The sequence below is a fragment of the Streptomyces lacrimifluminis genome (assembly GCF_014646095.1).
GTDB lineage: Bacteria > Actinomycetota > Actinomycetes > Streptomycetales > Streptomycetaceae > Streptomyces > Streptomyces lacrimifluminis.
The window spans coordinates 73,840-99,140 of the sequence record NZ_BMMU01000011.1 but is presented as its reverse complement, the minus strand read 5'-3'; the positions used below and the strand labels follow the sequence as shown (position 1 = coordinate 99,140).

Genomic DNA, 25,301 nt, shown 5'->3' with positions numbered 1-25,301 from the left:
GGATCGCGCGGAAGGTGTCGGAATCGGCCAGTTCCGCGTACCGGCCGTCATGCGTACGAGCGCAGCCAGCCCAGCTTCGTCGCCTCCTGGAACGGGCCCCCGCCCTCATGGTCGTTGAAGTCGTAGACCTCGATCTTCTTGTCGTCGTGCGCCCAGGCGTTGAAGGCCGCGAAGACCGTGGACGGCGGGCACGTCTGGTCCTCAAGGGCCGTCGAGAAGAGCGCCGGGGCCCGGCCGCGGGCCGCGAAGTGCACGCCGTCGAAGTAGGAGAGCGTGTCCAGCGCGTCGGTGGTGCGGCCCCGGTGGGTCTTGAGGTAGTTGCCGATCTCGCGGTAGGGGTTGCGGTCCGTGAGGGTGGCCGCGCGCGGGAAGTCGCACAGGAACGGCACGTCCGGTGCGATGGCGACCAGGTCGGGGACCAGTCCGCCGACCGCGAGGGTGATCCCGCCGCCCTGACTGGAACCGACGGCCACCGTGCGCGCCGGGTCGACCAGCGGATGCGAGCGGGCCGCCTCCACCGCGCGCACCGCGTCCGTGTACACCCGCCGGTAGTAGTAGTTCTCGGGGGTGTCGATGCCACGGGTCATGAATCCGGGGTACGAGGGCGCGTTGCCCACCGGGTCCGCCGTACCGCCACCGCCGCCCCAGGCACTGCCCTGGCCGCGCGTGTCCATGGCGAAGTGGGCGCGGCCGGTCGACGCCCAGAGCAGGTCCTCGTGCGGCAGGCCGCGCCCACCGCCGTACCCGATGAACTCCACGACCACCGGCAGCGGCTCCGAGGCGCCGGCGGGCAGCCGCAGCCAGCCCTTCACCGGGTGACCGCCGAATCCGGCGAACGTCACGTCGTACACGTCGACCGTGGTCAGCCCTGTCTCCACCGGCTCGAAACGGGCGTCCAGACCGTGCTCCCGGGTCTCCTGGAGGGTCTTCGACCAGAAGGCGTCGAAGTCCTCGGGCGCGACGGACGCGCTGCGGTACTCCTGTAGTTCGTCCAGGGGGAGGTCGAACCGGGCCATGTAGGACCGCCTTTGCGGGTAGTGGCAAGCGCTTGCGGATGATCACACCGTACGGGGGAGGGCCGCCGCCCCGCCAGGCCTCAAGCCCTGGGCAGGACCCGTACGAGGACCGCTCGCCTCCACGGTGACGCCGTGCCGATGGCGCCGTGCCGACGGGATCCGTACGCGACCCCGCACCCGGTTCCGTGCACGGCACCGCGATGACGCTCGGCACGCTGAACGCTGGCTGTCGGGCCGTGACCCTACGACGAGAGGCGTGCCGACGCACAGCGCCACGGCGATGACGAGCACCGCCCACGTCTCCACCACGTCCGACCGGCGGCGCAGGGAGTGGCGTCGACGGCGTCAGCCGTCACCCGCGTTCGTCCGAGGATCCCCACCCGTCCGTCGCCGCGCGCGACACCGACCCGACGGGAGACGCGCACGCCCCGCCCGGGCCCCCGGGGGGCCCGGCGTCCCACCGCGGGCCGTGTCCTCAGCGTCCCTCAGCGTCCTCAGCCGAAGCGTTCGATCCGGATCCGGTCCACGGGCTGGCCCGCCGCCACCAGCAACCGCGAAGCGTGCTCGGCGAACGCGTTGGAACCGCACACGTACGCCTCCCACCCGCCCGGCGGCTGCTCGGCGGCAAGCAACGGCGCCACCTGGGAGGCCGCCAGCCGGCCGACCGGCACGCCCTCGGGCGCCCTGCGGGTGAAGACGGGCGTGGTCTCGGCCCCGTACTCCCGCGCGTAGATCAGGTCCTCGGGGCCGCGCGCGGACACCAGCAGCCGCAGCGGCACGGTCAGGCCGCGCGCTCGGTGGTGCCGGACCATCGACATCAGCGGTACGACCCCGGAACCGGCGCCGATCAGCAGCGCGGGCCGGTCGCCGGGCCAGGCGAAGAAGCCGCTGAGCGGACCGCGCACCTCGACCTCGTCGCCGGGCTTGGCCAGTGTGTGGAACCAGCCGGAGACCTCGCCGCCCTCGACATGGTCCAGGGTCAGTTCGATGTGCCCGGCGTCGTCCGGGGGAGAGGCGATCGAGTAGTGGCGCTGGGCCGTGTAACCGTCGTCGGCGGTCAGCCGCAGCATCAGGTGCTGGCCCGGCAGATGACCCGCCCAGCCGGGCACCGCGAACCGGAAGGTGGACGCGTGAGGCGTCTCCCGCCGGACCTCGGTGAGCGTGGCCGTCTGCCAGAGGGCCGCCGCCCGGTTGCTGACGGCGATGCGACCGGGCACGGCGAACCGGGTCGGGGGCACGAAGGGGCCGGTCGCCGTGGTGTCGGAGGTGGTCCTAGTCACCGGAGTACCTCTGCTCCTCCCAGGGGTTCCCGCGCGCGTGATAGCCGTTCTGCTCCCAGAACCCCGGCTCGTCGTGGTCGAGGAGCCGCAGGCCGGCGATCCACTTGGCGCTCTTCCAGAAGTACAGGTGCGGCACCAGCAGCCGCGCGGGGCCACCGTGCTCGGCGGGGAGCGGCCGGCCCTCGTACTCCCAGGCGATCCACGCCCGGCCGCCGGTCAGGTCGGCGAGCGGGAGGTTCGTGGTGTACCCGGTGTGCGAGTAGGCGACCGCGTGGGTGGCGGACGCGTCTGGGCGCACGGTGTCGAGGAACGCGTCCAGGGACACACCGCCGAACCGCACCCCGAACTTCGACCAGCTCGTCACACAGTGGATGTCACCCTCGTACGCCGACGTGGGCAGCGCGTGGGCCTCGGCCCAGTCCCAGGTGTGCGGCTCGGCCACCAGGCCGTCGATCCGGAAGGACCAGTCCGCGGGCGTCAGATCGGGGGTGACCTCGGCGGACAGGACGGGCCAGTCGTCGCCCGCGTCGTACTGGCCGGGCGGCAACCCGGCGTTCTGGACACGCGGGCGTCCGGTGAAGCCTCGGGTGACGTTCATAGGGTGGATGCCTCACGGTCAGGCCTGGTCAGTCGGTACGCGTACCACCGTACGGGGTCGCCGCGCCTGCCCCTGACCTCGGGCCCGCCGTGATCATTGCGGGCGTGTGAACTCTCCCCAGGCCTTCGCGACCCCGGGAATAGCCCCCTCGCGTCCGACCTTGCCGAGGAGTGCGGGTTCTGGTGATCGGCGCAGGCCGGTCCGTTGGCTGTTGGCTGTTGGCTATGGAGAGTGGGAGCAGATGCCCAAGGCGTACGTCTTCACAGGGTTCGGCGGTCCGGAGACCGAGGCGTTCGTCGACGTGGACCGGCCGCGCCCCGGCCCCGGACAACTGCTCGTGGCGGTGCGCGCGGCCGGTGTGAACCCCGTCGACTGGAAGCAGCGCACCGGCTACGCGCGTGCGGGCGGCGCTGCGCGCGAGCTGCCCGCCGTCTTCGGCAACGAGGTCTCCGGGGTGGTCGCGGAGGTCGGCGAGGACGTCACCGGCTTCGCCGTCGGGGACGCGGTCTTCGGCAACCCGGTCGCCGGTGGCTACGCCGAGTACGCGCTGCTGCCCGCCACGGTGGCCGCCCCCAAGCCGGCCTCGCTGTCCTTCACGGACGCGGCGGCCCTGCCGGTCGCGGCGGCCACCGCGTACGACGGCGTCGACCAGCTCGCCCTGCCGGAGGGCGCGACCCTGGTGGTCACCGGCGCGGGCGGCGGGGTCGGTGCCGCGATCCTCCAGATCGCCCGCACCCGGGGACTGCGGGTCGTCGGGGTCGCGAGCGACGGCAAGAAGGACTTCGTCGAGTCGCTGGGCGCGGTGCACGTCCCGTCCGGTCCCGACCTGGCCGCACGAGTGCGGGCGGCGGCACCTGACGGTGTCGACGGCGTCTACGACCTGGTCGGCGGCGAGGTGCTCGCCGAGGCCGCGACCCTGCTGACCGACCGCACGAAGCTGATCACGGCGGGCGCACCCGCGGACGTCGCCGAGCGGCTCGGCGGTGCCCGGGTCGCCCGCGCCCGCAACGCCGCCGTCCTCGAAGCGGTCGCGGACCTCGTCGTACGCGGTGACCTGACCCCGCACGTGACCCGCACTTTCCCGCTCGACCGGGCGGGCGAGGCCCTGCGCACGGTCGAGGAGGGCCACGCGCGCGGCAAGATCGTGATCGAGGTCGCCCGATGAGCGGCGGTGCGCCCCACGTCCTCGACAACCCCGCCCTTGCCGCGCTGACCGGCCCGCACGCACACTTCGCCGAGCGGCGCGGTCGGGTGCTGCGCTACCCCGTCGACGTGTCGCCGTGGCTGGCGCTGCCCCACGAGCCGGACGCCGACGACTGGGCCGATGTCGCCGCCCTCGCGGGCCCGGGCGCCGAAGTGCCGCTGGCGGGCTTCGCGGGACAGATACCGGCGGGCTGGGAGATCACGTTCGAGCTCGAAGGCGTGCAGTTCGTGGACGACGGCCTCGCCGCCGCGCCGGACCCGGAAGCGGTCCGCCTCGGCCCCGCGGACGTGCCCGAGATGCTCGACCTCGTCGAACGGACCCAGCCCGGCCCGTTCCTGCCGCGCACCGTCGAGATGGGCACCTATCTGGGCATCCGGCGGGACGGAGCCCTCGCCGCCATGGCGGGGGAGCGGCTGCACCCGCCCGGCTGGACCGAGATCAGCGCGGTCTGCACCGACCCGGCCGCCCGTGGCGAGGGCCTGGCGACCCGGTTGATCCTCGCCGTAGCCCACGGCATCCGCACCCGCGGCGAGACCCCGTTCCTGCACACCGCCGCCGGGAACACCAACGCCATCCGGCTCTACGAGTCCCTCGGCTTCCGGCTGCGCCGCAGGACCGCGTTCCTGGCGGCCCGCGTGCCCGAACGCCTGGGCGACGAGCGGGAGTTGGCAGTGCCGTAGCCGGGGTGTCGCGCAAAAAGGGATTGGAGTCGAGAGGACCTGCGCCCGTCTGTTCGGGTAGTGTTCCGTCCGGCTGTGGAACGCCCCGGCCGGACATCACCTGGGAGGTGAGACCCATTACCGCTGTGTCAGCTCGGGTGCTCTCACCTCAAGGTCGTACGGCCCGCCTCCACTAGGCGACCGCGAGAGCGCCCTTCGGCTTCCGAAAGGCTCTCGGCTCCATGCCCCCCAGTTCTTCAGGCTCTTCTTCGTTCGACTCCTCCCCGGTCTCCGTCGTCGCCGCCCTGCGCGCGGCCGGCTGTGTCTTCGCCGAGGACGAGGCACGGTTGATACTCTCCGCCGCCCCCGGCCCGGAGGAGCTGGCCGCCATGGTCACCCGCCGCGCCTCGGGCCTGCCGCTCGAACACGTCCTCGGCTGGGCCGAGTTCAGCGGTCTGCGCATCGCCGTCGAGCACGGTGTCTTCGTGCCGCGCAGACGCACCGAGTTCCTGGTCTCCGAGGCACTCGCCCAGGCCCCGGACGCGTCCGTCGTCGTGGACCTGTGCTGCGGCTCGGGCGCGGTCGGCGCGGCGCTGGCCGCCGTACTCAGCGGAGTCGAACTGCACGCCGCCGACATCGACCCCGTGGCCGTGCGCTGCGCCCACCACAATGTCGCCACGTACGGCGGTCACGCCCACCAGGGCGACCTGTTCGACGCCCTGCCCGCCGACTTGCGCGGCCGGGTCGGCATCCTCGCCGCCAACGTGCCCTACGTGCCCACCGAGGAGGTCGGCCTGTTGCCGCCGGAAGCGCGCGACCACGAACCCCTGGTCGCCCTGGACGGCGGCGGCGACGGTCTCGACGTGCTGCGCCGGGTCGTTGCCGGGGCGCCGGAGTGGCTGGCCCCGGGCGGTTGCCTCCTGGTCGAGACGAGTGAACGCCAGGCACCAACGGCGGTCGAGGCGTTCGAGGCCGCCGGTCTGGTGACACGGCTCGCGGTGTCCGACGAGTTGTACGCGCATGTGGTGGCCGGAGTCCGGTCCTAGACGCGCGCAACGGGCGGTGGCCGTCCGCGCGAGGGTGCTCGCGTGGACGGCCACCGCCCGTGTGCGGTCCCGGCTCAGAGGCGGTAGGGCTTCGAACGTCGGCGCAGAGCCCAGACCGTGGCCACGGCACCGCACGCGACCAGGGCGCCGCCCGCCGCGAAGGTGAGGGTGCCGTAGTCCTTGGTGGCGCCGCCGAGTCCGCCCATGACACCCCGGGTGGGGGACGCCGTGGCGGAGATGGTGGGCGTCGAGGCGGTGCTGACGATGACGGCCTGGGAACCGGCGGTGTCGCCGTTCGCGCACCGGACGGTGACCGTGTAGGTGCCGGTGCCGACGTTGGACCAGACGGCGGACTGGCCGGTACTCGTCCCCGAGAGCGTGACCACACGCCCGTCGGCGAAGGACCGTTGGCTGCTGTTGAGGAGCGAGGCGCTGCCGTAGCCGCTGCCGCTGCTGGTGGGGCACGCGCTGGTGGTCACCGACACGGTGGATCCGCTGGTGCTCACGGAGATCCCGGCCGCCGAAGCCGTCGGGGCGGTCAGGGCGAGCGCGAGCACGGCGACGGCTGCCACGGTCGGGCCGGATCGGAGGAGGAGGGGAACGGTTCGCATGTGGACTGCCCTTCGGCGGCACGGTTGGCGGTACGTCCCATGCGCCGCCGAGGGTCGGGGATCGCCCGTGCTGCCTCGGAGCCAGCCAAAGTGCTCCCGTCCCGGCCCGCATCCGGACAGCCACCGGGCAGGTGACGGATTCGTTCGTACGGCGGACCGCCGATGGGCTGTCAGGCGGTCCGGGCCAGATCCCGACCGCGTCGCATCTACGGCGCCGTCACCAGGGTCCGCTCCGCCGAGAACCCGCCCCACGTCCCGTCCGGCAGCCGCGCCCTGATCCGCACCCGGTACGTGACCCCCGTGTCCCGGCCCACGTAGAAGCTGTACGACGCCCGCTCGCGCGGAGGGGGCCCGCCCCACACGAGGGACGTGGCCGGCCGCCGGTCGAGCTGGATCTCGTACTCCGTGATCAGCCCGTCCGCACGGGGCGGAATCCAGGACAGGTCGAGGTAGTACGCCCCGTCCGTGTGATGGGTCGCCGTACGGAAGCCGGTGGGGGCGGTGGCGCGGCCGTCGTCGGTGCCGGGTGCGGTGGTGAGCCGTAGGGGGGTGCCGGCGGGGGAGACGTTGTCGGCTGCGTCGCGGGCGCGGACGGTGAAGGTGTAGCGGGTGTTCGGCCGCAGCCCGGTGACCACGGCCGTCGTCCGTTCCCCGCTGACGGTGTGGATTCTCGACGTGCCCTGGTGGATGTCGTACGAGACCACATCCCGGTCGTCCGTCGACGCGCCCCAGGACAGCTGGACCGACCGGCTCCCGGTGGGCCTGCCCCGCGTGTGACCAGGGCGGGTCGGAGCGGTGGTGTCCGAGGCGGACGCGGCGGGGGTCGTCGCGCGGACGCCCTCACTGCGTGGCCCGGAGCGCCCGTCGGCGTTCCGGGCCCGCACGGTGAAGACATACGGGGTGGACGGAGAAAGGCCGACGACGTTCACCATGTGCTCCGAGCCGGGCACCTCCTTCGCCATCACCGTGCCGCGGTACACCTCGTAGGCGGCGACCTCGGACCCCTCCGGCGTCCGGTTCCACATCACGTGCACGCTGGTCGCGCTGCCCGCGGTGGCCGTGACCCCGGCCGGGGCGGGCGGGAGCCGGCTCGCAGTGCCGCTCCCGTCCCCGCTCCAGGCGCAGGAGACGGTGAGCAGCAGTGCCCCGCAGACGGACGTGCCGTACCGGGCGACGCGTCGCACAGCTGCTCCCCCCTCCGTCCCTCCTGCACGGTATTGGTCCGGACCAATATGGACCCGGCGAGGCATGCGCATCAAGAGGGGTGCGGCTGCCGGGTGTCTGCCGCGCCGCCGTATGCTGAAGACCGTCAAGGCTGAACTGGCCCAGCTGTCAGGGAAGTTCATGTCAGTGGCGCGGAACCGCTGTCGTCGCAGGACCCGCGCCGGCGCGGGCGGCCGGGCGGCCGGAGCCGACATGGGCTCAGGCGCCCGGCCCCTGTCGGGAGTTCGGGGCATGCACCGTACGGCCCTCTATCGGTGGACGCGTGAGCGGACCGGCACCAGATTGGACCGAGTGTCCGTCAGATCCCCCAGGAGAGGCCCCCTATCGTGCGTGTCCAGACGCTGACGCTCGCCGTGGCCGGCGCCGCCCTGCTCGCCCCGACCACGCTGCCCGCCGCCGACCACCCGAACGAGCCGGTGCGGTACGAGGGCAGCGTCAGGGCCTCCGACCTGCTGGCCCAGGTGCGTGACTGCGCTCCTGTGTCCAACGGCCACTACCGCAGCGACGCCGGAGCCCGAGCGGACATCCCCGTCTGCGGCACCGAGGACGTTGTCTTCTGGAAGGCCGACATGGACATCGACTGCGACGGTCGGCCCGGTCCGCGGTGCAACGGGCGCACCGACCCGTACTTCGCCGACACCACCGCCTTCCAGCAGTCCGACGGCCGCTATCTGGACGCCGAACGCCTGCCGTTCATCGTCGTCCCGATGGCCAGCAGCATCTGGAACTACCGCGACCACGGCATCCGGGGCGGCTCGGTGGCGGCCGTCATCTACAAGGACCGCGTGCAGTACGCGGTCGTCGGCGACACCGGCCCGCACGACATCATCGGTGAGGCGTCCTACGCCGCCGCCGCTGCGCTGGGCATCAACCCCGACCCGCACGGCGGCGGAACGGCCTCCGGCGTCACGTACATCGTCTTCAAGAACTCCAAGGTGTCGCCGATCGAGAACCACGCGGCGGCGGTGGAGACGGGGGAGCGGCTGGCGAAGCAGTTCGTCGGCCAGAACGCCGAGAACGCCGAGAACGCCGAGAACGCCGAGAACGCCGAGATCGGCGAGGACATCGAGGCTGAATAGATGAAGAGCTGAATAGACGGGAAGCGACGGAAAGTGACGGGCAGTGAGGGGAGGGGCGGCGGGCCGGTTCGTGAACCGCTCCCCGCCGCCCTTCCCTCCCTTCGCTCGCTCACACCTTGCGGTACGTGTACGCCTCCGCAGCCGCCGCCTCGACCGCCGCGAGGTCGGCTCCCGTCGACGCCGTGACGACCGCGGCCACCGCACCCTCGACGAACGGGGCGTCCACCAGGCGGGTGCCGTCCGGGAGTTCGTCGCCCTCCGCCAGGAGCGCCTTCACCGTGAGGACGGCGCTGCCCAGATCCGTCAGGACGGCGACCCCCGCACCCCGGTCCACGGAACGGGCCGCCGCGCTGATCAGCTCGGCGCTCGTGCCCAGCCCGCCGGAATCGGTGCCGCCCGCCGCGGCGACGGGAACGGTCGCCCCGCAACCCACAAGCCCTTGGGCCAGGTCCGCCACCGCCGCGGCCACCGCCGCGCTGTGCGACACGAGCACGACCCCGACCAGTCGCTCACCCTTCTCGCCGCTCAGGCCGGTCTCGTCACTCACCGGCGGTCTCCGCGAGAGTCGCGATCAGCAGGGCCGCCGAGGTGGCACCCGGGTCCTGGTGACCGATGCTGCGCTCGCCGAGATAGCTCGCTCTGCCCTTCCGGGCCTGCAGGGGCGTGGTCGCGAGAGCGCCCTGTTCGGCGGCCGTGCGTGCGGCGGCGAACGACTCGGCGAGGGCGTCCACGGCGGGCACGAGAGCGTCGATCATCGTCTTGTCTCCGGGCGCCGCCCCGCCGAGCGCCCTCACCGCGTCCACCCCGATGCGCAGCGCGTCAGTGAACTGTTCGGCGCTCACCTCGGCCGCCTCGCCGAGCGCCTTGCCCGTCCGGCGCAGCAACGTTCCGTACAGGGGTCCCGAGGCCCCGCCGACCGTCGAGATGAGCCGGCTTCCGGCGAGTACGAGGACGGTACCGGGAGTGGCCGGCGCCTCCTCCTCCACCGCGGTGGCCACGGCGTTGAAGCCGCGTCGCAGATTGCTGCCGTGGTCGGCGTCGCCGATCGGCGAGTCCAGGGCGGTGAGCCGCTCCGCCTCGTGGCCGACGGACACGGCCGTCGCCGTCATCCAGCGGCGGAAGAAGTCGGCGTCGAGCACTAGATCTCCTTGCATGGTAGATACGTTGGTCGCTGTCTCTCCCGGAGGGCGGGCCGCCGCCCCGGGTGATGACTGCCCTGCGAGTCCGGCGGGGTTCACACGCCCCAGCGCAGACCCGCCGTCCGCACCGGCGCGTCCCACAGTCGCAGCAGTTCCTCGTCGATCTCGCACAGGGTCACCGAGGCGCCGGCCATGTCGAGCGAGGTGACGTAGTTGCCGACGAGTGTGCGGGCCACGGAGACCCCGCGCGCGGTCAGCACTCGCTGCACCTCGGCGTTGAACCCGTACAGCTCCAGCAGCGGTGTCGCGCCCATTCCGTTGACCAGGACCAGCACGGGATTGCGCGGGTCGAGATCCTCCAGCACGGCTTCCACCGCGAAGTCGGCGATCTCGCCCGAGGTCATCATCGGCCGCCGCTCCCGGCCCGGTTCGCCGTGGATGCCGACGCCCAACTCCAGTTCGCCCGGCGGCAGATCGAAGGTGGGGCTGCCCTTCGCCGGGGTGGTGCAGGCGCCGAGTGCGACGCCGAAGCTGCGGGAACTGTCGTTGACCTGCTGGGCGACGGAACGCACCTGCTCCAACGAACGTCCCTCGTCCGCCGCCGCGCCGGCGATCTTCTCCACGAACAACGTGCCGCCCGTACCGCGCCGCCCGGCCGTGTAGAGGCTGTCGGTCACGGCGACGTCGTCGTTGACGAGGACCTTCGCGACCTGGATGCCCTCGTCCGCGGCGAGTTCGGCCGCCATGTCGAAGTTGAGGACGTCACCGGTGTAGTTCTTCACCACGAACAGGACGCCCGCCCCGCTGTCCACGGCAGCCGCGGCCCGCACCATCTGATCGGGCACGGGAGACGTGAACACCTCACCCGGGCAGGCCGCCGACAACATCCCCGGGCCCACGAACCCGCCGTGCAGCGGCTCGTGCCCCGACCCGCCACCGGAGACGAGGGCCACTTTCCCGGCAACGGGCGCGTCCCGCCGTACGATCACCCGGTTCTCCACGTCGACGGTCAGCTCGGGATGGGCCGCCGCCATGCCCCGCAGCGCGTCCGCGACCACGGTCTCCGGAACGTTGATGAGCATCTTCATGGGTACCTCCTGTGAGATTAACAGATGGGCCTATGGCCTATGTCTTTGCAGGTCAGATCTGGGGTTGTCCGTTGTCGATCTTGGCGGTCCATGGCGGTCGGAGGCGGGCTCTGGCGGTACTGATGCTGACTCGGCGCTGGCTTTGATGATGGTTCGTCAGGTATGGCTGGCGTGCGGTTGGGCGGTCCTGGAAGCCTTCTCCCGGAATTATCGACGCTGAGCGAGCGGGGGGCATGTGTGTGGACGCCAGCGGGAGTGTGAGGATCGCTCGGTCATTGGTTTCCCTGCGGCTGGCATACTCGGCGCGACAAGCGGCGAGGCCTTCGCCCTGGTGGCGCTGAGGACTACGGTCGACCAGGTCGGCTCCGTCACCGGCGTGGTCGGTGCCGTGGGCGGATGGGGCGGCTTCCTGCCGCAGTTCGTCATGGGCTCTCTCTACGGCGAGTACGGGACGTACGCTGCGGGTCTCGTCCTGCTCGCAATCGTGGCTGATGCGGCACTGGTCTTCACCCTCACCATCACCCTCACCTTCACCCGTGTCCGTGAGCAGACGTGTGATGTGGTGGTCGGCGGTGGCGCAGGGAGCCAGGGCGTATCCGCCGCGACGCACAGGGGATGCCTGGCGTCGGAAGCCGGTACCGACGAAGACCTGCGAGCGGACAAGGACCGCCGACTACTGGACGGCCGACCGTCGAAAAGCCGCAGTTGCCGCTTCGTGTTGCAGCGACCCTTCCGCGGGCGGAACACAGTGGTCTGGAAATCACCCCGGAGCGGCACAGGGATTTGGCCGCGGCATTGCCCCGCGGCTCGTTGACCGGTGTGCTCGCCAGGCTCTTCGGGCGTCGTGGCGTAGCTCTTCCGCCAGTCGACTGGAAGCGGGGCGCTAACGGCAATGATCTGAACGTGCGAGCCACGAGCACGTCGTCATGTCCTCAGAGGGGCAGCCGGCGCTGGTGGCTGAGGTGATGCTCCTTGCAGGACACGACACTCAGGTCACATGTGCTGAACTGCGCGTCGAGAGCGCGGAGGCATGGCGTACGGTCCTCACGCCCGCGACCGTCAGGCACCATGACGGGCTGCTGGAATTGAAAGAGGCCGAGCAGGTTCTGTCCACCGTCGAGCTGCGGTTGAGCACAGAGCAGCGTCACGTTCGACAGCGGCCGTCCGGCCCGTCGCACGGTACCGATGGGTCCACTCGTCCTCACTTCAGCCGGTGTTCGCCCGCCTCGGGCTGCCCCAGGTGGGAGGCGAGGACGGCGGCCTGGACCCGGCGCTGCACGCCCAGCTTGGCCAGCAGACGGGAGATGTGGTTCTTGACGGTCTTCTCCGACAGATAGAGCTTCTTGCCGATCTCGCGGTTGGTCAGGCCGTCGCCGATCAGCGCCAGGATGTCCCTCTCACGCGGCGACAGGCTCTCCAGCTCGGACGGCACGGCAGGGCTCTGGGCCGGGTCGGCCCGCAGGGAGCGCATCAGGCGGGCGGTTGTCGCGGGGTCCAGCATCGACTGGCCCGAGGCCACCGTGCGTACCGCCGAGACGAGGTCGGAGCCCTTGATCTGCTTGAGGACGTAGCCGGAGGCGCCGGCCATGATCGCGTCGAGCAGAGCCTCCTCGTCGTCGAACGAGGTCAGCATCAGGCAGGCCAGTTCCGGCATCTGGCTGCGCAGTTCCCGGCAGACCGAGATGCCGTCGCCGTCCGGCAGGCGCACGTCGAGGACGGCGACGTCGGGGCGCAGCGCGGGGCCTCGGGCGAGCGCGTGGTCGACGGTGCCGGCGTCACCGATCACCGAGATGTCGGGTTCGGAGTCGAGCAGGTCGGCAAGGCCGCGGCGGACGACCTCGTGGTCGTCCAGCAGGAACACCCGGATCGGGTTCTGCTCGGTGAAAGCGCGTGCCTCTGACATGGTGACCCCTGGTTCCCCGTCGGAGGACAGCCTGTGGGCTGTCCCTGATGCCGATCATCACGTGCCGGGACCGGATGCACCAGGGCCGACCGGCCCCACTGAGTCGGAAGAAACCGCCCCGACAGGCCCAACCCGCGGGCCAGTGGACCGCACGCGGGCAGCCAGATCTGCGCCTATGTCGGCGAGGGCCACAGAGCCACGATGACTGCCGGGACCGGCCATGGCCACCTGGTCCCGGCAGGTTCACGCGGAGTCGACGTTCTCGGTGCCGTCTGCGGGCACCTCCTTCGGTTCTCCGGGTGGGGTGAGGTCGAACTCCACGTCCACGACCCCCTCGACCGCACGGACCAGTCGTGCGGCCACCGGCACCAGCGCAGTGTCCCGGACCCGGCCGACGAGCCTGACGACCCCGTCCCGCACATCAATACGTACGTTCGAGTCCGGCTTGGGGAAAAGGTAGGACACGATCTCGCGCTGTACCTCCTCGGCGACCTCCTCGTCGGTACGCAGGAAGACCTTGAGCAGGTCGGCACGGCTGACGACACCTTCGAGCATGCCTACAGCGTCGACCACGGGCAGCCGCTTGACCTTCGCCCGGGCCATCGTGCGGGCGGCCTGGGCGAGCGTGGCGTCCGGGCGGACGGTGAGAGCGGGGGAGGTCATGAGTTCCTCCGCGGTGACTGCGCCGGCCTTCTCCAGGTCCGACAGACGGCGGAGCTGGGTGTACCGGTCGGGGTCGCTGTCCCGGAACTCCTCCTTGGGCAGGAGATCCGCCTCGGAGACGATGCCGACGACCCGGCCCTCGCCCTCGACGACGGGCAGGGCGCTGACCTTCCAGTCCTGCATCAGCCGCACGATCTCCTTGAAGGCCGCTCCGGGACCGACTGCGGCGACCGTGTGGGTCATGACATCGCTGACGGTGTGCGGGCTGCCGTGCATGGTCACTCCTTTGGCATGTGTTCGGTTGGGTCAGAAGGTGTTTCCGGCGCCGTAAGGGGCGTACAGGTCCAGCAGACGGGTCCTGGCCCTACGGAGACGGTGGGCGACTACCTCACCGACCCACTGGGCGACGTCATTGCCCAGGGCCGCGTCGTCCCGGCACATGGACCGGACGGCCGTGGCGTCGAACTCGTAGGCCCGGACCGGAGTGGTCGCCTCGGCGCCCAGATGCCAGACGTGCGGGGTGAAGAGCCAGGACCAGCCGATCAGCTCGTTGTGCCCGAGACTCTCGATGACGGCCGCCCGACGGCCCGGCACGTGCATGTCGAGCTCGATCCTGCCGCTGCGGATGATCCAGAAACGGTCGGCGCGGCCCCCCTCGTCGAACAAGCGTGCTCCCTGGGGGATGGACACCTCCCGGGCGGCGAACATGAGCCGCTTGCGGTGTTCGGCGGACAGCGCGCGCAGCATGTTGGGGCTGGGAGTGAGGGAAGCGTTCATGGTGTGCCTCCGCAACGAGGTGTACGGACTTCTGGGGCCACCTTGTGCCAGGCGCAACGGGCAGGACCATGGGCCACCTGGTCCGACCTTGCGCCAGACGGCACCGGGCGAGGTTTCGGGTGCTGCGGTGAGAACAGTGTGTGACAGCGTTGGGGACATCGGCTGATCGTGTCCTGCCACCGCGCTTCCGGTCCGTCGGAAGGCCGGGCGTGGGCGGAGGTCCGGGGAGTCACCATCTCGTGTGCGCCATGACGAGTTGGGGCTGTACGAGCCTCGCTGTTCGTACGGGCCACCGACGCACTCCTCGCCGACACCGAACCGGTCCAGTTCGACATCAAGGCCTTCGATACCGGTATCTACCGGGAACGACCGGCCGGTGCCTCGCCCCCACGCTCGGTTTCGTGACCCGCCTGGTCCGCCTCGGCGTCCGATACCGGATCCGCTACCTCTTGGTTCCCGGCTGGAACGACGATCCGCGAGCCGTGAACTGGGCGCTCCGATGTGCGAGGACCTCGGCATCCCGACCCCGCTGCGTGACACACCGGTACCTGACCGGGTCCCTGATCGGATGCGTCCGCGAGTGCTTCAGGGGGCGGGGCGTACCCGGCTACTGACGGGCGAGCCACGCACGGTATGCGGCCACGGTCGTCGGCAGCGTCGGGAACATCCGGTCCTCGCCGACCGAGTCCACCAGGCCGTACGCCTCCAGGTCGTCCCGCAGATCCTGTTTCACCCGGGCGAGGGCGAACACAAGGCCCCGGCCGGTCAGTTCGCGGCGCAGTTCGTCGACCGCGTCAAGGGCGGTGATGTCGACCTCCACATTGGCCTCGGCGTTGAGGACGAACCAGCGGACGGGATCGACCTGTTCGTCGACGGCGGCCAGAGCGCGGCGGCGGAAGTCCTCCGCGTTGGCGAAGAACAGGGGCGAGTCGTAGCGGTAGACGACCAGGCCGGGGATCGTACGGGCCTGCGGGTAGTCGTCGATGTCGTGCATGCCCGCCACGCCGGGAACCAACCCCTGGACGGCATCGTGCGGTCGCGCCACCCGTGTCAGCAACTCGGCCACCGACAGACCGACGGCCACGATCACCCCGTACAGGATGTCCAGGGCGAGCACCCCGGCGAGACAGCCGAGTGCCAGGAGCAACTCCCGGCGGCGGAACGAGGCCAGCCGACGGAAGCCGGCGAGGTCGATCATGCGGACCGCGGCGTAGACGACGAGCGCGCCGAGCACGGCGGACGGTGTGCGCGTCAGCAGCGGGCTCAGGAAGAGCAGGACGGCGAGTACCACCGCCCCGGCCACCAGTGAGTACGCCTGGCTGCGGGCCCCCGCGGAGGCGGCCAGCGCGGTGCGGCTGGCACTGCTGCTCACCGGGAAGCCGTGCAGCGCCCCGGCGCTCAGGTTTGCCGCGCCGAGGGCGAGGAACTCCTGGTTGGCGTCGAGCCCTGGACCTTTGTCGTCGTGGTCGGCGAACGCCCTCGCGGTGAGGATGAAGTCGGTGTAGGCGACCAGGAGCACACCGAGCGCGGGCAGCACCAGGTGCGGCAGCTCGCTCAGGTCAGGAACGGCGAGGCTCGGCAGGCCGGAGGGGACCTCGCCGATCACCTTGAGCCCGTACCGGTCGTCGAGGTCGAAAACCGCGACGGTGGCGGTGGCGAGGACGAAGGCCACCAGGGGGCCCGGCACGGCGGGGACGTGGCGGGCCAGCGTGAACAGGAGCCCGAGGACGACGGCCGAGAAGACGGCAGTGGCCAGGTGTGCGTCGGTCAAGTGGCTGAGGAGGGACCATAGTTGGGGGAAGAACGCCGCCCCGGCCGTCCGCACCCCGGTGAGTTTGGGCAGCTGGTCCACCATCATGATGAGGGCCACGCCCGCCAGATAGCCGATCAGCACCGGGCGGGACAGCAGGTCCGCGAGGAAGCCGAACCGCATTGCCCGCGCGGCCAGGCAGAGCAGCCCGACCGTGATCGCGAGGGCCGCCGCCAGCGACGCGTAGCGTCCGGCGTCCCCGGCGGCGAGCGGTGCGACCACGGCGGCCGTCATGAGGGCGGTCGTGGACTCGGGACCGACCGACAGCAGCCGTGAGGAGCCGAGCAGGGCGTACATCGCGAGGGCAGGCAGGATCGCCCACAGCGCGGTGACCGGCGGCAGCCCGGCCACTCCTGCGTAGGCCATGACCTGCGGAATCAGGTACGCGGCCACGGTCAGCCCGGCGAGCAGGTCACCCGGGAGCCACGCCCGCCGGTAGCCGAGAAGCGTCACCAGCCCCGGCACCAGTCGGCGCCACTGGGGGAGGTGTCTGGCCGAGCCCTGAGACATGTGCCGCCTTCCGTCGTCTGCCCCCATGATCCACCGGCGCGGGAACTACGGCGACAGCCCGCGTGCCGGGCGTGCCCCACCCAGGCCAACGGCCCCTGGCAACAGGGCCGTTCGGCCCCGCGACCGCGGACCTTCGGCATCCGTCGCCAACCGGCGTGCGCGGCCAGAGTGAGTGGTGTCAGGCGCCGCCCCGACCGCCCTCGAAGGGAACCACGACCATGGCCGTGCACGATCACTCTCACCGGAGCTCCGGCTTCCACCTGCCGTCGTTCCGCAGGAACAGGACCGCTTCCACCTCCGAGTCGGACGTGTCGGCACGCACCGACACGCATACCGCGCGGGCCTACGCCTTCGCCTCACTGCGTCTGTTCACCGGGTTCGTCTTCCTGTGGGCGTTCCTCGACAAGACGTTCGGGTTCGGCTACGCGACCCCGTCGGGCAAGGGCTGGATCGACGGCGGCTCGCCGACGAAGGGCTTTCTCGGCTCCGTCGCGGTCGGACCGATGGAGTCCACCTTCCACTCCTGGGCCGGCGACCCGTGGGCGAACTGGCTGTTCATGCTCGGTCTGTTCGGGATCGGCCTGGCGCTGGCCGCGGGTGTCGCGTTGCGGCTCGCCGCTGTCGCCGGCACCGCGATGATGGCGCTGATGTGGATCGCCGAGTGGCCGCCGGCCAAACACCTCTCGGACGGCTCGGCGAGCATGTCGACGAACCCGTTCGTCGACTACCACTTGATCTACGCCGTCGCCCTGATCGTCCTGGCCGCTGTCGCCGCCGGCGACGCCCTGGGCGCGGGCCGACTCTGGGCCAGGCTGCCCTTCGTCCGTGACCACAGCTGGCTGCGCTGAGTACCGACGGCGCGGTGAGCCCGTCTCTCGGCCCACCGCGCCGCGCCGTGCGGAGGGTCGATCGGCCCCGAATCGGGACCAGTGGCCCCTGCACGCCGAACCGCAACAAGAAGACGCTGGAATCGGATCCATCACTCCAGGAGGTGGAGATCATGCTCCGCACCATCACCGTAGGTCTCGACGGCTCGCAGGAGAGCCGGGCCGCCGCAGAATGGGCGGCTCGCGAGGCGAAGCTGCGCGGCCTGCCGCTGAAGATCGTGCACGTGTGGGAGCCGGTGCCGGAGCCCATGGCGCAGGCCCCGCTCCTGGGAGCGGAGACTCAGCAGCACTGGACCGAGCGGATTCCCCGGGAGGCCGCCCAGGGCATCCGGCTGCGCCACCCCGGCGTCGAGGTGTTCACGGAGCAGGTCTCCGGCTACCCGGGTGACGCACTGGCCGAGGCGGCGAAGAGCGCCGAACTGCTCGTCCTGGGCTCCCGCGGGCTCGGCGGGATCGGCGGGTTCATGGTCGGCTCGGTCGGCCTGTCCGCCGTAGCGCACACGGACCGCCCCGTCGTGCTGGTCCGCGCGCTGGAAGCGGCCGCCGACGAACACGAGACGGACCCGGCGGGTATTCCGTCCGCCGCGACCCCGTTCCGGCCCGTGGTCCTCGGACTCGACGTCGCGCACCCCGACGAGACACTGATCGAGTTCGCCTTCGACGCCGCCCAGCGACGTGCCACCTCCCTGCACGTCGTCCACGGCTGGAACCCGCCGCCCTACTACGCCTACGGCACTCCCGCCAACCCGGCCCTGCACGAGGCCCTCGCCCTGAGCGCGTCCGAGGCCGTGGCCGAGGTGCTGCGCCCCTGGCGCAAGAAGTTCCCGGACGTGAAGGTCGTCGGGACGTCCCGCTACGGCAGCCCGGCCGTCCACGTGGTGGACGCCTCCCACGAGGCCTCCCTCGTCGTCGTGGGCCGACGCATCCGCCGCAACCCCTTCGGCGCCCACATCGGCCACGTCACGCATGCCGTCCTGCACCACTCCACCGCCCCCGTCGCCGTCGTCCCCCACAGCTGACCCGTACCACCCGAGGAGAAGAGACCCATGAAGGCAGCGGTCGTACGAGCGTTCGGCGAACCCCTGGTCATCGAGGAGCGCCCCGACCCGGAGCCCGGCCCCGGCCAGGTTCGCGTGCGCGTCGAGGCCTCGGGGCTGTGCCACACAGACATCCACGCCGCCCACGGCGACTGGCCGGTCAAGCCCAACCCGCCGTTCGTACCCGGGCACGAGGGCGTGGGCCTGGTGGAAGCACTCGGCGACGGTGTCCGCCACCTGGCCGTCGGGCAGCGCGTCGCCGTGCCCTGGCTGGGCAAGGCCTGCGGGCGGTGCGAGCACTGCCTGTCCGGCTGGGAGACGCTGTGCGAGCGGCAGATCAACACCGGGTACGGATGTGACGGCGGGTACGCCGAGAAGATGCTCGCGTGGGCCGACTTCGCCCAGCCGGTGCCCGACGGGATCAGTGCCCTGGAGGCCGCCCCGCTGACCTGCGCCGGCGTCACCACGTACAAGGCGCTCAAGGTCGCCGACGTCAGGCCCGCGCAGCTCGTGGCCATCTCCGGTGTCGGCGGGCTCGGGCACCTCGCCGTGCAGTACGCGAAGATCGCCGGCGCCACGGTCGCCGCGATCGACGTCACCGACGAGAAGCTCCAACTGGCCGCCGAACTCGGCGCGGACATCGTCATCGACGCCCGCAAGGAGAACGTCGGTGAGGTGCTCAAGCAGCACGGCGGTGCCCACGCCGCCATCGCGCTCGCGGTGAACGACGCTGCCTTCGAGGCCGTCAACTCCGGTCTGCGACGCGGCGGCAAGCTGGTGATGGTCGCCCTGCCGGCGCACGGAACGGTCCGGGTGCCCATCTTCGACACCGTCCTGAACGGCACCTCGGTGATCGGCTCGATCGTCGGGACCCGGCAGGACCTCGCCGAGGTCTTCCAACTGCACGCGGCCGGCCGCACCAAGGTCATCTACGAGACCCGTCCCCTCGCCTCCGTCAACGACTGCATCGACGAGGTGCTGCGCGGTGAGGTCAAGGCCCGGATCGTCTTCGATCTCGGCACAGGACGGTGAGCACGATGAACCTCCCGATCGTCGTCGGCGTGGACGGCTCCGAACCCAGCCTGCGGGCCGTCGACTGGGCGGCCGACGAGGCCGCCCTGCGCGGGGCCCCGCTGCGACTGGTGTACGCCTCCCTCTGGGAGCGTTACGAAGGTGCCGCTCTCGCACAGGACTTCGGCAAGCCGTCCGAGCAGGTGATGGCCGAGGACATCGTGCGGACCGCCGCACAGCGCGCCCGCCTGCGCCAGTCCGACGTCAGGATCGCCACCGACGTGCTGCCGGAGGAGCCCGAGTACGCGCTGGTCCGCGAGGGACACACAGCCGCCGCGCTGGTCGTCGGCAGCCGAGGCCGCAGCGGCGTCGTCGAGATGCTGCTCGGGTCGGTCAGCCTTGCCGTCGCGGCCCACGCCGACTGCCCGGTGATCGTGCTGCGCGGCAGCCACGACAACCAGGTCCGCGCCGGGACGCAGGGCCGCGTCGTCGTGGGCATCGGCGAGCAGGCGACGGACTCCGCTGCCCTGCGCTTCGCCGTCCAGGAGGCGGAGCTGCGGCACGCGACGCTGGACGCCGTACGGGCCTGGCGGTGCCCCGCGCACGAGAGTACCGAGCATCCCCTGCTCGCCGGTGAACCCGCGCGGCTGCACGAGCAGCATGCCGCCGAGGTCCTGGAGCAGGCTCTCAAGGACGTACCCGAGCAGGTGGGCCTGCGCCGGCGCACGGTCGAGGGTCCCGCCCGCCGGGTTCTGCCGGACGCATCCCGCGACGCCGACCTGCTGGTGGTCGGGGCCCGGCGCAACCCGGGACACGTCGGACTCCAGCTGGGGCGTGTCGCCCACGCGGTGCTGCACCATTCCGCCTGCGCCGTCGCGGTCGTACCCGAGCAGGTGTGAGAGGGACCGGCTGTTCAGAGGCTCGCCGCGTGGTCGGGGACGTAGGTCTGCAGATCCCGCGGCGAGCGCTGGTAGCCGGTCGACGGCGGCCGCTCCGGCAGCTCCAGCACCGGCGGCGGCACCTCGTGGTAGGGCACGGACGACAGCAGGTGGGCGATCATGTTCAGCCGCGCCCGGCGCTTGTCGTCGCTCTCCACCACGTACCAGGGCGCCTCGGAGATGTCGGTGTGCACCAGCATCTCGTCCTTGGCCCGGGAGTACGCCTCCCAGTGGGTGATCGACTCCAGATCCATCGGCGAGAGCTTCCAGCGCCGCAGCGGATCCTCCAGCCGCTTGCGGAACCGCTCCTGCTGCTCGGTGTCGCTCACCGAGAACCAGTACTTGCGCAGCAGGACCCCGGCCTCGACCAGCATACGTTCGAAGATCGGGCACTGACGGAGGAAGAGCTGATGCTCCTCCTTCGTGCAGAAACCCATCACGTGCTCGACCCCGGCCCGGTTGTACCAGGACCGGTCGAACAGCACGATCTCCCCGGCCGCCGGCAACTGCTCGATGTACCGCTGGAAGTACCACTGGGTGCGTTCACGCTCGGTCGGCTTGGGGAGCGCCGCGATCCGGGCCACGCGCGGGTTGAGGTGCTCGGCGACTCGCTTGATCGTCCCGCCCTTGCCCGCGGCGTCCCGCCCCTCGAAGACCACCACCAGGCGGGTGCCCGTCGCCCGCACCCACTCCTGCAGCTTCACCAACTCGGTCTGCAGACGCAGCAGTTCCTGCTCGTACGACTTGCGCGGCAGTGCCGCCGCCTTCTTGCCGGCCATGCCGCCTCCACCGCCCGATGCCCCCTACGCCGACGTCTTCCGGAGTCTTCCTCATGTCCGAGGTCGAACACCAGGACGCCACCGTACTTTCCGACGACGAGCTGCGCACCCTGGAGGCGCACTGGCCAGCCGCCGGCTATCTGAGCGTCGGGCAGGGGCCGCACGGCCGGCGGACCCGTGCATCCGGGCCGACCCGCGCCCAGGGCACAGGAAAGCTCCAGGCCGTTCTTCGGCCTGGAGCTCGGAGCCGTCGATCGCTCAGCCGGTCTTGTGGCCCCACTGCGGTCCCACTCGGTCCCATTCCCTGCCCCACTCGTTGACGCGGTGCTGGTTCAGCCCCCACCGGGCGCCGGCTCCGGCACCGAACACCAGGCCGGCGAGCCCGGCTGCGGCAGCGGTACCCAGGAAGCCCGATTCGATTGCCGCCTCGGTGGTGTTCCGCGGTGCGGCGGTGAGACGGCCCTGGCCGTCCTGCCACACCGTGATCCTGGATCCGGCCTTGAGGCCGGTTTCCACCAGCGTTTGGTCCGTGCGGGCCGAACCGTCGGGTGCCGTCCAGCGCACGCTTGTCATCCGGCGGTCGGAGGTACCACCCGTGGCGGTGGCGCTGGTGGGGACGTCGGTCAGGAGTACGGCGCGGACCGACTGACGCTCGGCTCGCTGCCGTGCGAACACCTCGTCCGCGGCATGAGAAGTCACCAGACCGGCGACGGTGCCGCCCACGGCGAAGACCAGCCATACGACCAGCACGAGCCAGGCCTCGACGATGTCATCGCGCCGTCGCAGTGGGTTGCTGCGCCACCGCCACAACCGCTTCTTCGCGTACTTGGCACCGGCCATCGGTCCGCACTTCCTCTTCGCCGTTGTGACACTCCCGAAGGTGACAGCCGAGGCCGCGCCATGACAGGGGCCAACCAGGCGCCACAGCAGGGCCGCCCGGGACCAGCTCCTGGGCCAGAGAGGGCCGTTCGGCCCAGGGGCCGCGCGACTTCACGGCGCAGCGGAAGAGGGGCTACACGGTCGGTGTACCAGCCAGGTCCTCGGGCCACCGGGGATGAATGTCGAAGACACCGGTCAGGCCCGTTCGGTGGAGAATCCGCAGGAACCGGGCGCTGTCCGTGACCAGCCGCAGCCGACCGTGCCGAGCCCGCGCGCGATTCCGCGCCCGGCACAGCACCCCCAGCCCGGCGCAGTCGATGAAGGTCATGGTGCGCAGGTCGAGTACCAGGTCAGGGCATGGACCGGCGGTCAGGGTGTCCAGGTGTGCGGCGAGCGCGGGCACCGTCAGGATGTCGATCTCGCCCTGCACGGCCACGACGGTCGTGCCACCGGGTGCGCGATGAGTGCGGTACGGCGTGGAAATCGTGTGGTTAGTGGCCATGAGGACAGAAAAGCGGGGCCGTCCGGGTGCCTGGAAGAGCTGTTCGGTCCCTGTTCGGTCGGGTCGGTCAGCCCTTCTCTGTTCCACCGCACCGACGGCAAGGCCGTCCGGCGGGTGGTGGGGCCGGACGGCCCAAGCGGAGCAGGCGTTGAACAGACAAGCTGGATGTGTGGGGCACTCTCGGTGCTCGAAAAGGATGGGGAGGAGCGTCATGAAGGGCTTCGTCTTCCACGGCCCCGGGCAGTGCGCCTGGGAAGAGGTTCCGGACCCTGTCATCAAGGAACCCACTGACGCCGTCGTGAGGGTCGGCGCCGTCACCATCTGTGGCACGGACCTGCACATCCTCAAGGGCGACGTCCCCGAGGTACGCCCGGGCACGGTCCTGGGGCACGAGGCCGTCGGCGAGATCGTCGACGTCGGCAGCGATGTGCGGACCGTACGCCCGGGCGACCGCGTGCTGGTCTCCTGCATCAGCGCCTGCGGGCGCTGCCGCTACTGCCGCGAGGGCAGCTACGGCCAGTGCCGGGGTGGTGGGGGCTGGATCCTCGGCCACCTGATCGACGGCACCCAGGCCGAGTACGTGCGCGTCCCCTACGCCGACCTGTCCGTGCACGCTCTGCCCGGCGCGGTCGAGAGCAAGGACGCCGTCCTGCTCGCGGACATCTTCCCGACCTCCTACGAAGTGGGCGTCCTCAACGGGCGGGTACGTCCCGGCGACACCGTCGCCGTCGTCGGTGCCGGTCCCATCGGACTCGCGGCGATCGCCACGGCGCGTCTGTTCGCGCCCGAGCGGATCATCGCCGTCGACCTCGCCGCGTCCCGGTTGGACGCCGCCGGGCGGCTCGGCGCCGACGCTGTGGCCGACGCCTGCGAGGACCCCGAACAACTGATCGCCGATCTCACCGACGGGCTCGGCGCGGACGTGGTCATCGAGGCGGTGGGCGTGCCGGAGACCTTCGAGCTGTGCACGCGCATGGTGCGGCCCGGCGGTCACGTGGCGAACGTCGGCGTCCACGGCAAGCCCGCCACGCTGCACCTGGAAGACCTGTGGATCAAGAACGTGACCATCACCACCGGTCTCGTGGACACCTATTCCACGCCCACCTTGCTGCGCATGGCCACCGCCGGCCGACTGCCCACAGCGCAGTTGGTCACCCACACCTTCCCGCTGGAGCACATGGAGGAGGCGTACGACGTCTTCGCCCGAGCCGCCGACACCGGCGCCCTCAAAGTGGTGCTCGGCGGGCCGTCGCACGAAGAGGTCGCCGTCCGCGCGGCCTGACGAGAGGACCTGACGGGCCATGACCGAACAGACACAGGCGAACGGGACGCAGGGTCCGCCCTCGGGCGACCTGGGCCGCCGACTTGCCGCACGCCGCGTTCAACTCGGGCTGACACGAGAGGAGACGGCCGCCCGGGCGGGCATGGCCACCAGCTACGTGACGCACCTGGAGCAGCACCCCGACGCCGCGCCCGGCCGAGGGGCCATGTTCGCGCTGGCGACAGCCCTGGAGACCACGGTCTCGGCGCTCACCGGCGGCGATGCCGACCTGCCACCCGGTCCTGGACGGGCCGGGTACGCCCCCGAATTCACCGAGTTGAGCACGGCGGAGTGCACAGAGCTGCTGTCGACGCACGGTGTCGGACGGCTCGCGGTGACCACAGCGCTCGGGCCGATGATCGTCCCTGTCAACTACAGCGTCGTCGAAGGCACGGTCGTCTTCCGAACCGCCCACGGCGCGACGCCGTCGCTCGCGTCCGGCGGCCCGGTCGCCTTCGAGGTCGACCGTATTGACGACGCCTTCAGCCAGGGCTGGAGCGTGCTGGTGCGCGGGTACGCGCGCACCGTGACGGACATCGGTGAAGAGCGTCGGCTCGCTGAGCGGACGTACAGCGAGCCATGGGCCGGTGGCCGGCGCGATGTGTGGGTGCGCATCGAACCGTTCGCCCTCACGGGACGCCGCATCGTGGTCTGAACAGGGTCGTTCTCAGGAAGCCGGGACCGATGGCCCCTGGCTGGGGACGCCACCGCCACTTGACGATGGGCAGTGCCACATTCCGCGAAGACCAGGTGAGAGACGAGAAGGCAGATGGACGCCAACGACGGATTCCGCGAACTCGACCGGCAGGAGTGCCTGCGCCTCATGGCCAAGGTGCCGGTCGGCCGCATCGTGTACACGCGACAGGCGTTGCCCGCCGTCCTGCCGGTCAACTTCTGCCTTGACCGCGACGCCGCGGTGCTGGTGCGCACCTCGGCCTCGTCGGAACTGGTGGGCGCGATCGTCGGAGCCGTGGTGGCCTTCGAGGCCGACGCGGTCGACGCCGGCACACACTCCGGCTGGAGCGTCGTGGTCATGGGGCCGGCCACCCTCGTGACCGACCCCGCCGAGCACGCACGGCTGCTGCGGACCGGGCCGCTGTCCTGGGCGCCGGCGCCGGCGCCGCAGGAGGTCTTCGTGCGCATCGCCCCGGAGTTGGTCACCGGACGCGAACTCGTCGGCGGACGCTCCCTGTACGGCGTACACCTTCCCTCCTGAACGCCGGCGCCATGTCCTCAAAGGCCTCGTCGCACTGCCCTGTTCCGGACCGAACGGCCCTGGAAACAAGGGCCGTTCGGCGTTTCTACGGGTTCTCCCGGACCCTGCCCGAGGTGACCGACCA

Annotated in this window: 27 protein-coding genes; 12 read left to right on the top strand and 15 right to left on the bottom strand. The window is 71.2% G+C overall.

The genetic code is table 11. The features are described 5' to 3' along the window. Positions 1-47 precede the first annotated feature (47 nt). The 3 genes from IEY89_RS18340 to IEY89_RS18330 all read right to left on the bottom strand — a co-directional run bounded on the left by IEY89_RS18340 (position 48) and on the right by IEY89_RS18330 (position 2,894). Positions 48-1,016, bottom strand: coding sequence for an acetylxylan esterase (locus tag IEY89_RS18340; RefSeq protein ID WP_189148501.1), 969 nt, complete (start codon positions 1,014-1,016; stop codon positions 48-50). A 494-nt stretch (positions 1,017-1,510) separates the two neighbouring features. Next, on the bottom strand, positions 1,511-2,296 hold the full coding sequence (locus IEY89_RS18335) for a ferredoxin reductase (protein WP_229695298.1): 786 nt from the start codon (positions 2,294-2,296) through the stop codon (positions 1,511-1,513). After that, on the bottom strand, positions 2,289-2,894 hold the full coding sequence (locus IEY89_RS18330) for a sulfite oxidase-like oxidoreductase (protein ID WP_189148500.1): 606 nt from the start codon (positions 2,892-2,894) through the stop codon (positions 2,289-2,291). The genes IEY89_RS18335 and IEY89_RS18330 overlap by 8 nt, the downstream gene beginning before the upstream one ends. Positions 2,895-3,135: 241 nt before the next feature. Between IEY89_RS18330 and IEY89_RS18325 the strand changes: the two genes are divergently transcribed. From IEY89_RS18325 to IEY89_RS18315, 3 genes are all read left to right on the top strand, one after another. After that, on the top strand, positions 3,136-4,059 hold the full coding sequence (locus IEY89_RS18325) for an NADP-dependent oxidoreductase (RefSeq protein ID WP_189148499.1): 924 nt from the start codon (positions 3,136-3,138) through the stop codon (positions 4,057-4,059). Then, positions 4,056-4,778: a GNAT family N-acetyltransferase gene (locus IEY89_RS18320; protein WP_189148498.1), complete on the top strand. Its 723-nt coding sequence runs from the start codon at positions 4,056-4,058 to the stop codon at positions 4,776-4,778. The genes IEY89_RS18325 and IEY89_RS18320 overlap by 4 nt, the downstream gene beginning before the upstream one ends. 221 nt (positions 4,779-4,999) lie before the next feature. Further along, the gene (locus tag IEY89_RS18315) at positions 5,000-5,803 is read left to right on the top strand and encodes a putative protein N(5)-glutamine methyltransferase (RefSeq protein ID WP_189148497.1); all 804 of its coding nucleotides are present in this window, start codon (positions 5,000-5,002) and stop codon (positions 5,801-5,803) included. Between the two features lie 74 nt (positions 5,804-5,877). Here the strand turns inward: IEY89_RS18315 and IEY89_RS18310 are convergent, their stop codons facing one another. Continuing rightward, positions 5,878-6,414 (bottom strand): hypothetical protein, encoded by a 537-nt coding sequence (locus tag IEY89_RS18310; protein ID WP_189148496.1) that lies wholly within the window; start codon positions 6,412-6,414, stop codon positions 5,878-5,880. Positions 6,415-6,620: 206 nt separating this feature from the next. Then, entirely contained in the window at positions 6,621-7,598 is a 978-nt protein-coding gene (locus IEY89_RS18305) for a fibronectin type III domain-containing protein (RefSeq protein ID WP_229695297.1), read from the bottom strand. Between the two features lie 366 nt (positions 7,599-7,964). On the opposite strand from IEY89_RS18305, the gene IEY89_RS18300 reads away from it, so the two are divergent. Then, a complete protein-coding gene (locus tag IEY89_RS18300; RefSeq protein ID WP_189148494.1) occupies positions 7,965-8,717 on the top strand; it encodes a glycoside hydrolase family 75 protein in 753 nt (250 codons plus the stop codon). A gap of 109 nt (positions 8,718-8,826) precedes the next feature. Here the strand turns inward: IEY89_RS18300 and IEY89_RS18295 are convergent, their stop codons facing one another. From IEY89_RS18295 to dhaK, 3 genes are all read right to left on the bottom strand, one after another. Continuing rightward, positions 8,827-9,264: a PTS-dependent dihydroxyacetone kinase phosphotransferase subunit DhaM gene (locus tag IEY89_RS18295; protein ID WP_229695296.1), complete on the bottom strand. Its 438-nt coding sequence runs from the start codon at positions 9,262-9,264 to the stop codon at positions 8,827-8,829. Further along, complete coding sequence (gene dhaL / locus IEY89_RS18290; RefSeq protein ID WP_189148631.1) at positions 9,257-9,856, bottom strand: dihydroxyacetone kinase subunit DhaL; 600 nt, start codon at positions 9,854-9,856, stop codon at positions 9,257-9,259. Before dhaL ends, IEY89_RS18295 begins: the two co-directional genes overlap by 8 nt. Positions 9,857-9,951: 95 nt before the next feature. Then, the gene (dhaK, locus tag IEY89_RS18285) at positions 9,952-10,944 is read right to left on the bottom strand and encodes a dihydroxyacetone kinase subunit DhaK (protein WP_189148493.1); all 993 of its coding nucleotides are present in this window, start codon (positions 10,942-10,944) and stop codon (positions 9,952-9,954) included. A gap of 235 nt (positions 10,945-11,179) precedes the next feature. On the opposite strand from dhaK, the gene IEY89_RS41500 reads away from it, so the two are divergent. Further along, positions 11,180-11,758, top strand: coding sequence for a hypothetical protein (locus IEY89_RS41500; protein WP_189148492.1), 579 nt, complete (start codon positions 11,180-11,182; stop codon positions 11,756-11,758). 387 nt (positions 11,759-12,145) lie between these two features. On the opposite strand, the gene IEY89_RS18275 is transcribed toward IEY89_RS41500, so the two are convergent. The 4 genes from IEY89_RS18275 to IEY89_RS18260 form a co-directional block, all read right to left on the bottom strand. Further along, positions 12,146-12,847, bottom strand: a complete 702-nt coding sequence (locus IEY89_RS18275) for a response regulator (protein ID WP_189148491.1) — start codon at positions 12,845-12,847, stop codon at positions 12,146-12,148. A gap of 243 nt (positions 12,848-13,090) precedes the next feature. Further along, entirely contained in the window at positions 13,091-13,786 is a 696-nt protein-coding gene (locus tag IEY89_RS18270; protein ID WP_189148490.1) for a CBS domain-containing protein, read from the bottom strand. A gap of 30 nt (positions 13,787-13,816) precedes the next feature. Next, a complete protein-coding gene (locus tag IEY89_RS18265; protein ID WP_189148489.1) occupies positions 13,817-14,287 on the bottom strand; it encodes a cyclic nucleotide-binding domain-containing protein in 471 nt (156 codons plus the stop codon). A 607-nt stretch (positions 14,288-14,894) separates the two neighbouring features. Then, positions 14,895-16,607, bottom strand: a complete 1,713-nt coding sequence (locus IEY89_RS18260) for a SulP family inorganic anion transporter (protein ID WP_189148488.1) — start codon at positions 16,605-16,607, stop codon at positions 14,895-14,897. A gap of 218 nt (positions 16,608-16,825) precedes the next feature. Here IEY89_RS18260 and IEY89_RS18255 point away from each other — a divergent pair, with 218 nt between their 5' ends. From IEY89_RS18255 to IEY89_RS18240, 4 genes are all read left to right on the top strand, one after another. Next, complete coding sequence (locus tag IEY89_RS18255; protein ID WP_189148487.1) at positions 16,826-17,455, top strand: DoxX family membrane protein; 630 nt, start codon at positions 16,826-16,828, stop codon at positions 17,453-17,455. Between the two features lie 152 nt (positions 17,456-17,607). After that, positions 17,608-18,513, top strand: a complete 906-nt coding sequence (locus tag IEY89_RS18250; RefSeq protein ID WP_189148486.1) for a universal stress protein — start codon at positions 17,608-17,610, stop codon at positions 18,511-18,513. 27 nt (positions 18,514-18,540) lie between these two features. Then, the gene (adhP, locus tag IEY89_RS18245; protein WP_189148485.1) at positions 18,541-19,563 is read left to right on the top strand and encodes an alcohol dehydrogenase AdhP; all 1,023 of its coding nucleotides are present in this window, start codon (positions 18,541-18,543) and stop codon (positions 19,561-19,563) included. A 5-nt stretch (positions 19,564-19,568) separates the two neighbouring features. Further along, on the top strand, positions 19,569-20,441 hold the full coding sequence (locus tag IEY89_RS18240; RefSeq protein ID WP_189148484.1) for a universal stress protein: 873 nt from the start codon (positions 19,569-19,571) through the stop codon (positions 20,439-20,441). Between the two features lie 14 nt (positions 20,442-20,455). Here the strand turns inward: IEY89_RS18240 and ppk2 are convergent, their stop codons facing one another. The 3 genes from ppk2 to IEY89_RS18225 form a co-directional block, all read right to left on the bottom strand. Further along, positions 20,456-21,259 (bottom strand): polyphosphate kinase 2, encoded by an 804-nt coding sequence (gene ppk2, locus IEY89_RS18235; protein WP_189148483.1) that lies wholly within the window; start codon positions 21,257-21,259, stop codon positions 20,456-20,458. 258 nt (positions 21,260-21,517) lie between these two features. Continuing rightward, a complete protein-coding gene (locus IEY89_RS18230) occupies positions 21,518-22,099 on the bottom strand; it encodes an Rv1733c family protein (RefSeq protein WP_189148482.1) in 582 nt (193 codons plus the stop codon). A gap of 172 nt (positions 22,100-22,271) precedes the next feature. Then, positions 22,272-22,640 carry an STAS domain-containing protein gene (locus IEY89_RS18225; RefSeq protein WP_189148481.1) on the bottom strand — a complete coding sequence of 123 codons (369 nt, stop codon included), beginning with the start codon at positions 22,638-22,640 and terminating at the stop codon, positions 22,272-22,274. A 211-nt stretch (positions 22,641-22,851) separates the two neighbouring features. Between IEY89_RS18225 and IEY89_RS18220 the strand changes: the two genes are divergently transcribed. The 3 genes from IEY89_RS18220 to IEY89_RS18210 all read left to right on the top strand — a co-directional run bounded on the left by IEY89_RS18220 (position 22,852) and on the right by IEY89_RS18210 (position 25,177). Next, positions 22,852-23,922, top strand: coding sequence for a zinc-dependent alcohol dehydrogenase family protein (locus IEY89_RS18220; RefSeq protein WP_189148480.1), 1,071 nt, complete (start codon positions 22,852-22,854; stop codon positions 23,920-23,922). Positions 23,923-23,941: 19 nt separating this feature from the next. Then, the gene (locus tag IEY89_RS18215; RefSeq protein ID WP_189148479.1) at positions 23,942-24,616 is read left to right on the top strand and encodes a helix-turn-helix domain-containing protein; all 675 of its coding nucleotides are present in this window, start codon (positions 23,942-23,944) and stop codon (positions 24,614-24,616) included. A 114-nt stretch (positions 24,617-24,730) separates the two neighbouring features. Next, complete coding sequence (locus IEY89_RS18210; RefSeq protein ID WP_189148478.1) at positions 24,731-25,177, top strand: pyridoxamine 5'-phosphate oxidase family protein; 447 nt, start codon at positions 24,731-24,733, stop codon at positions 25,175-25,177. The last annotated feature ends 124 nt before the right edge of the window (positions 25,178-25,301 follow it).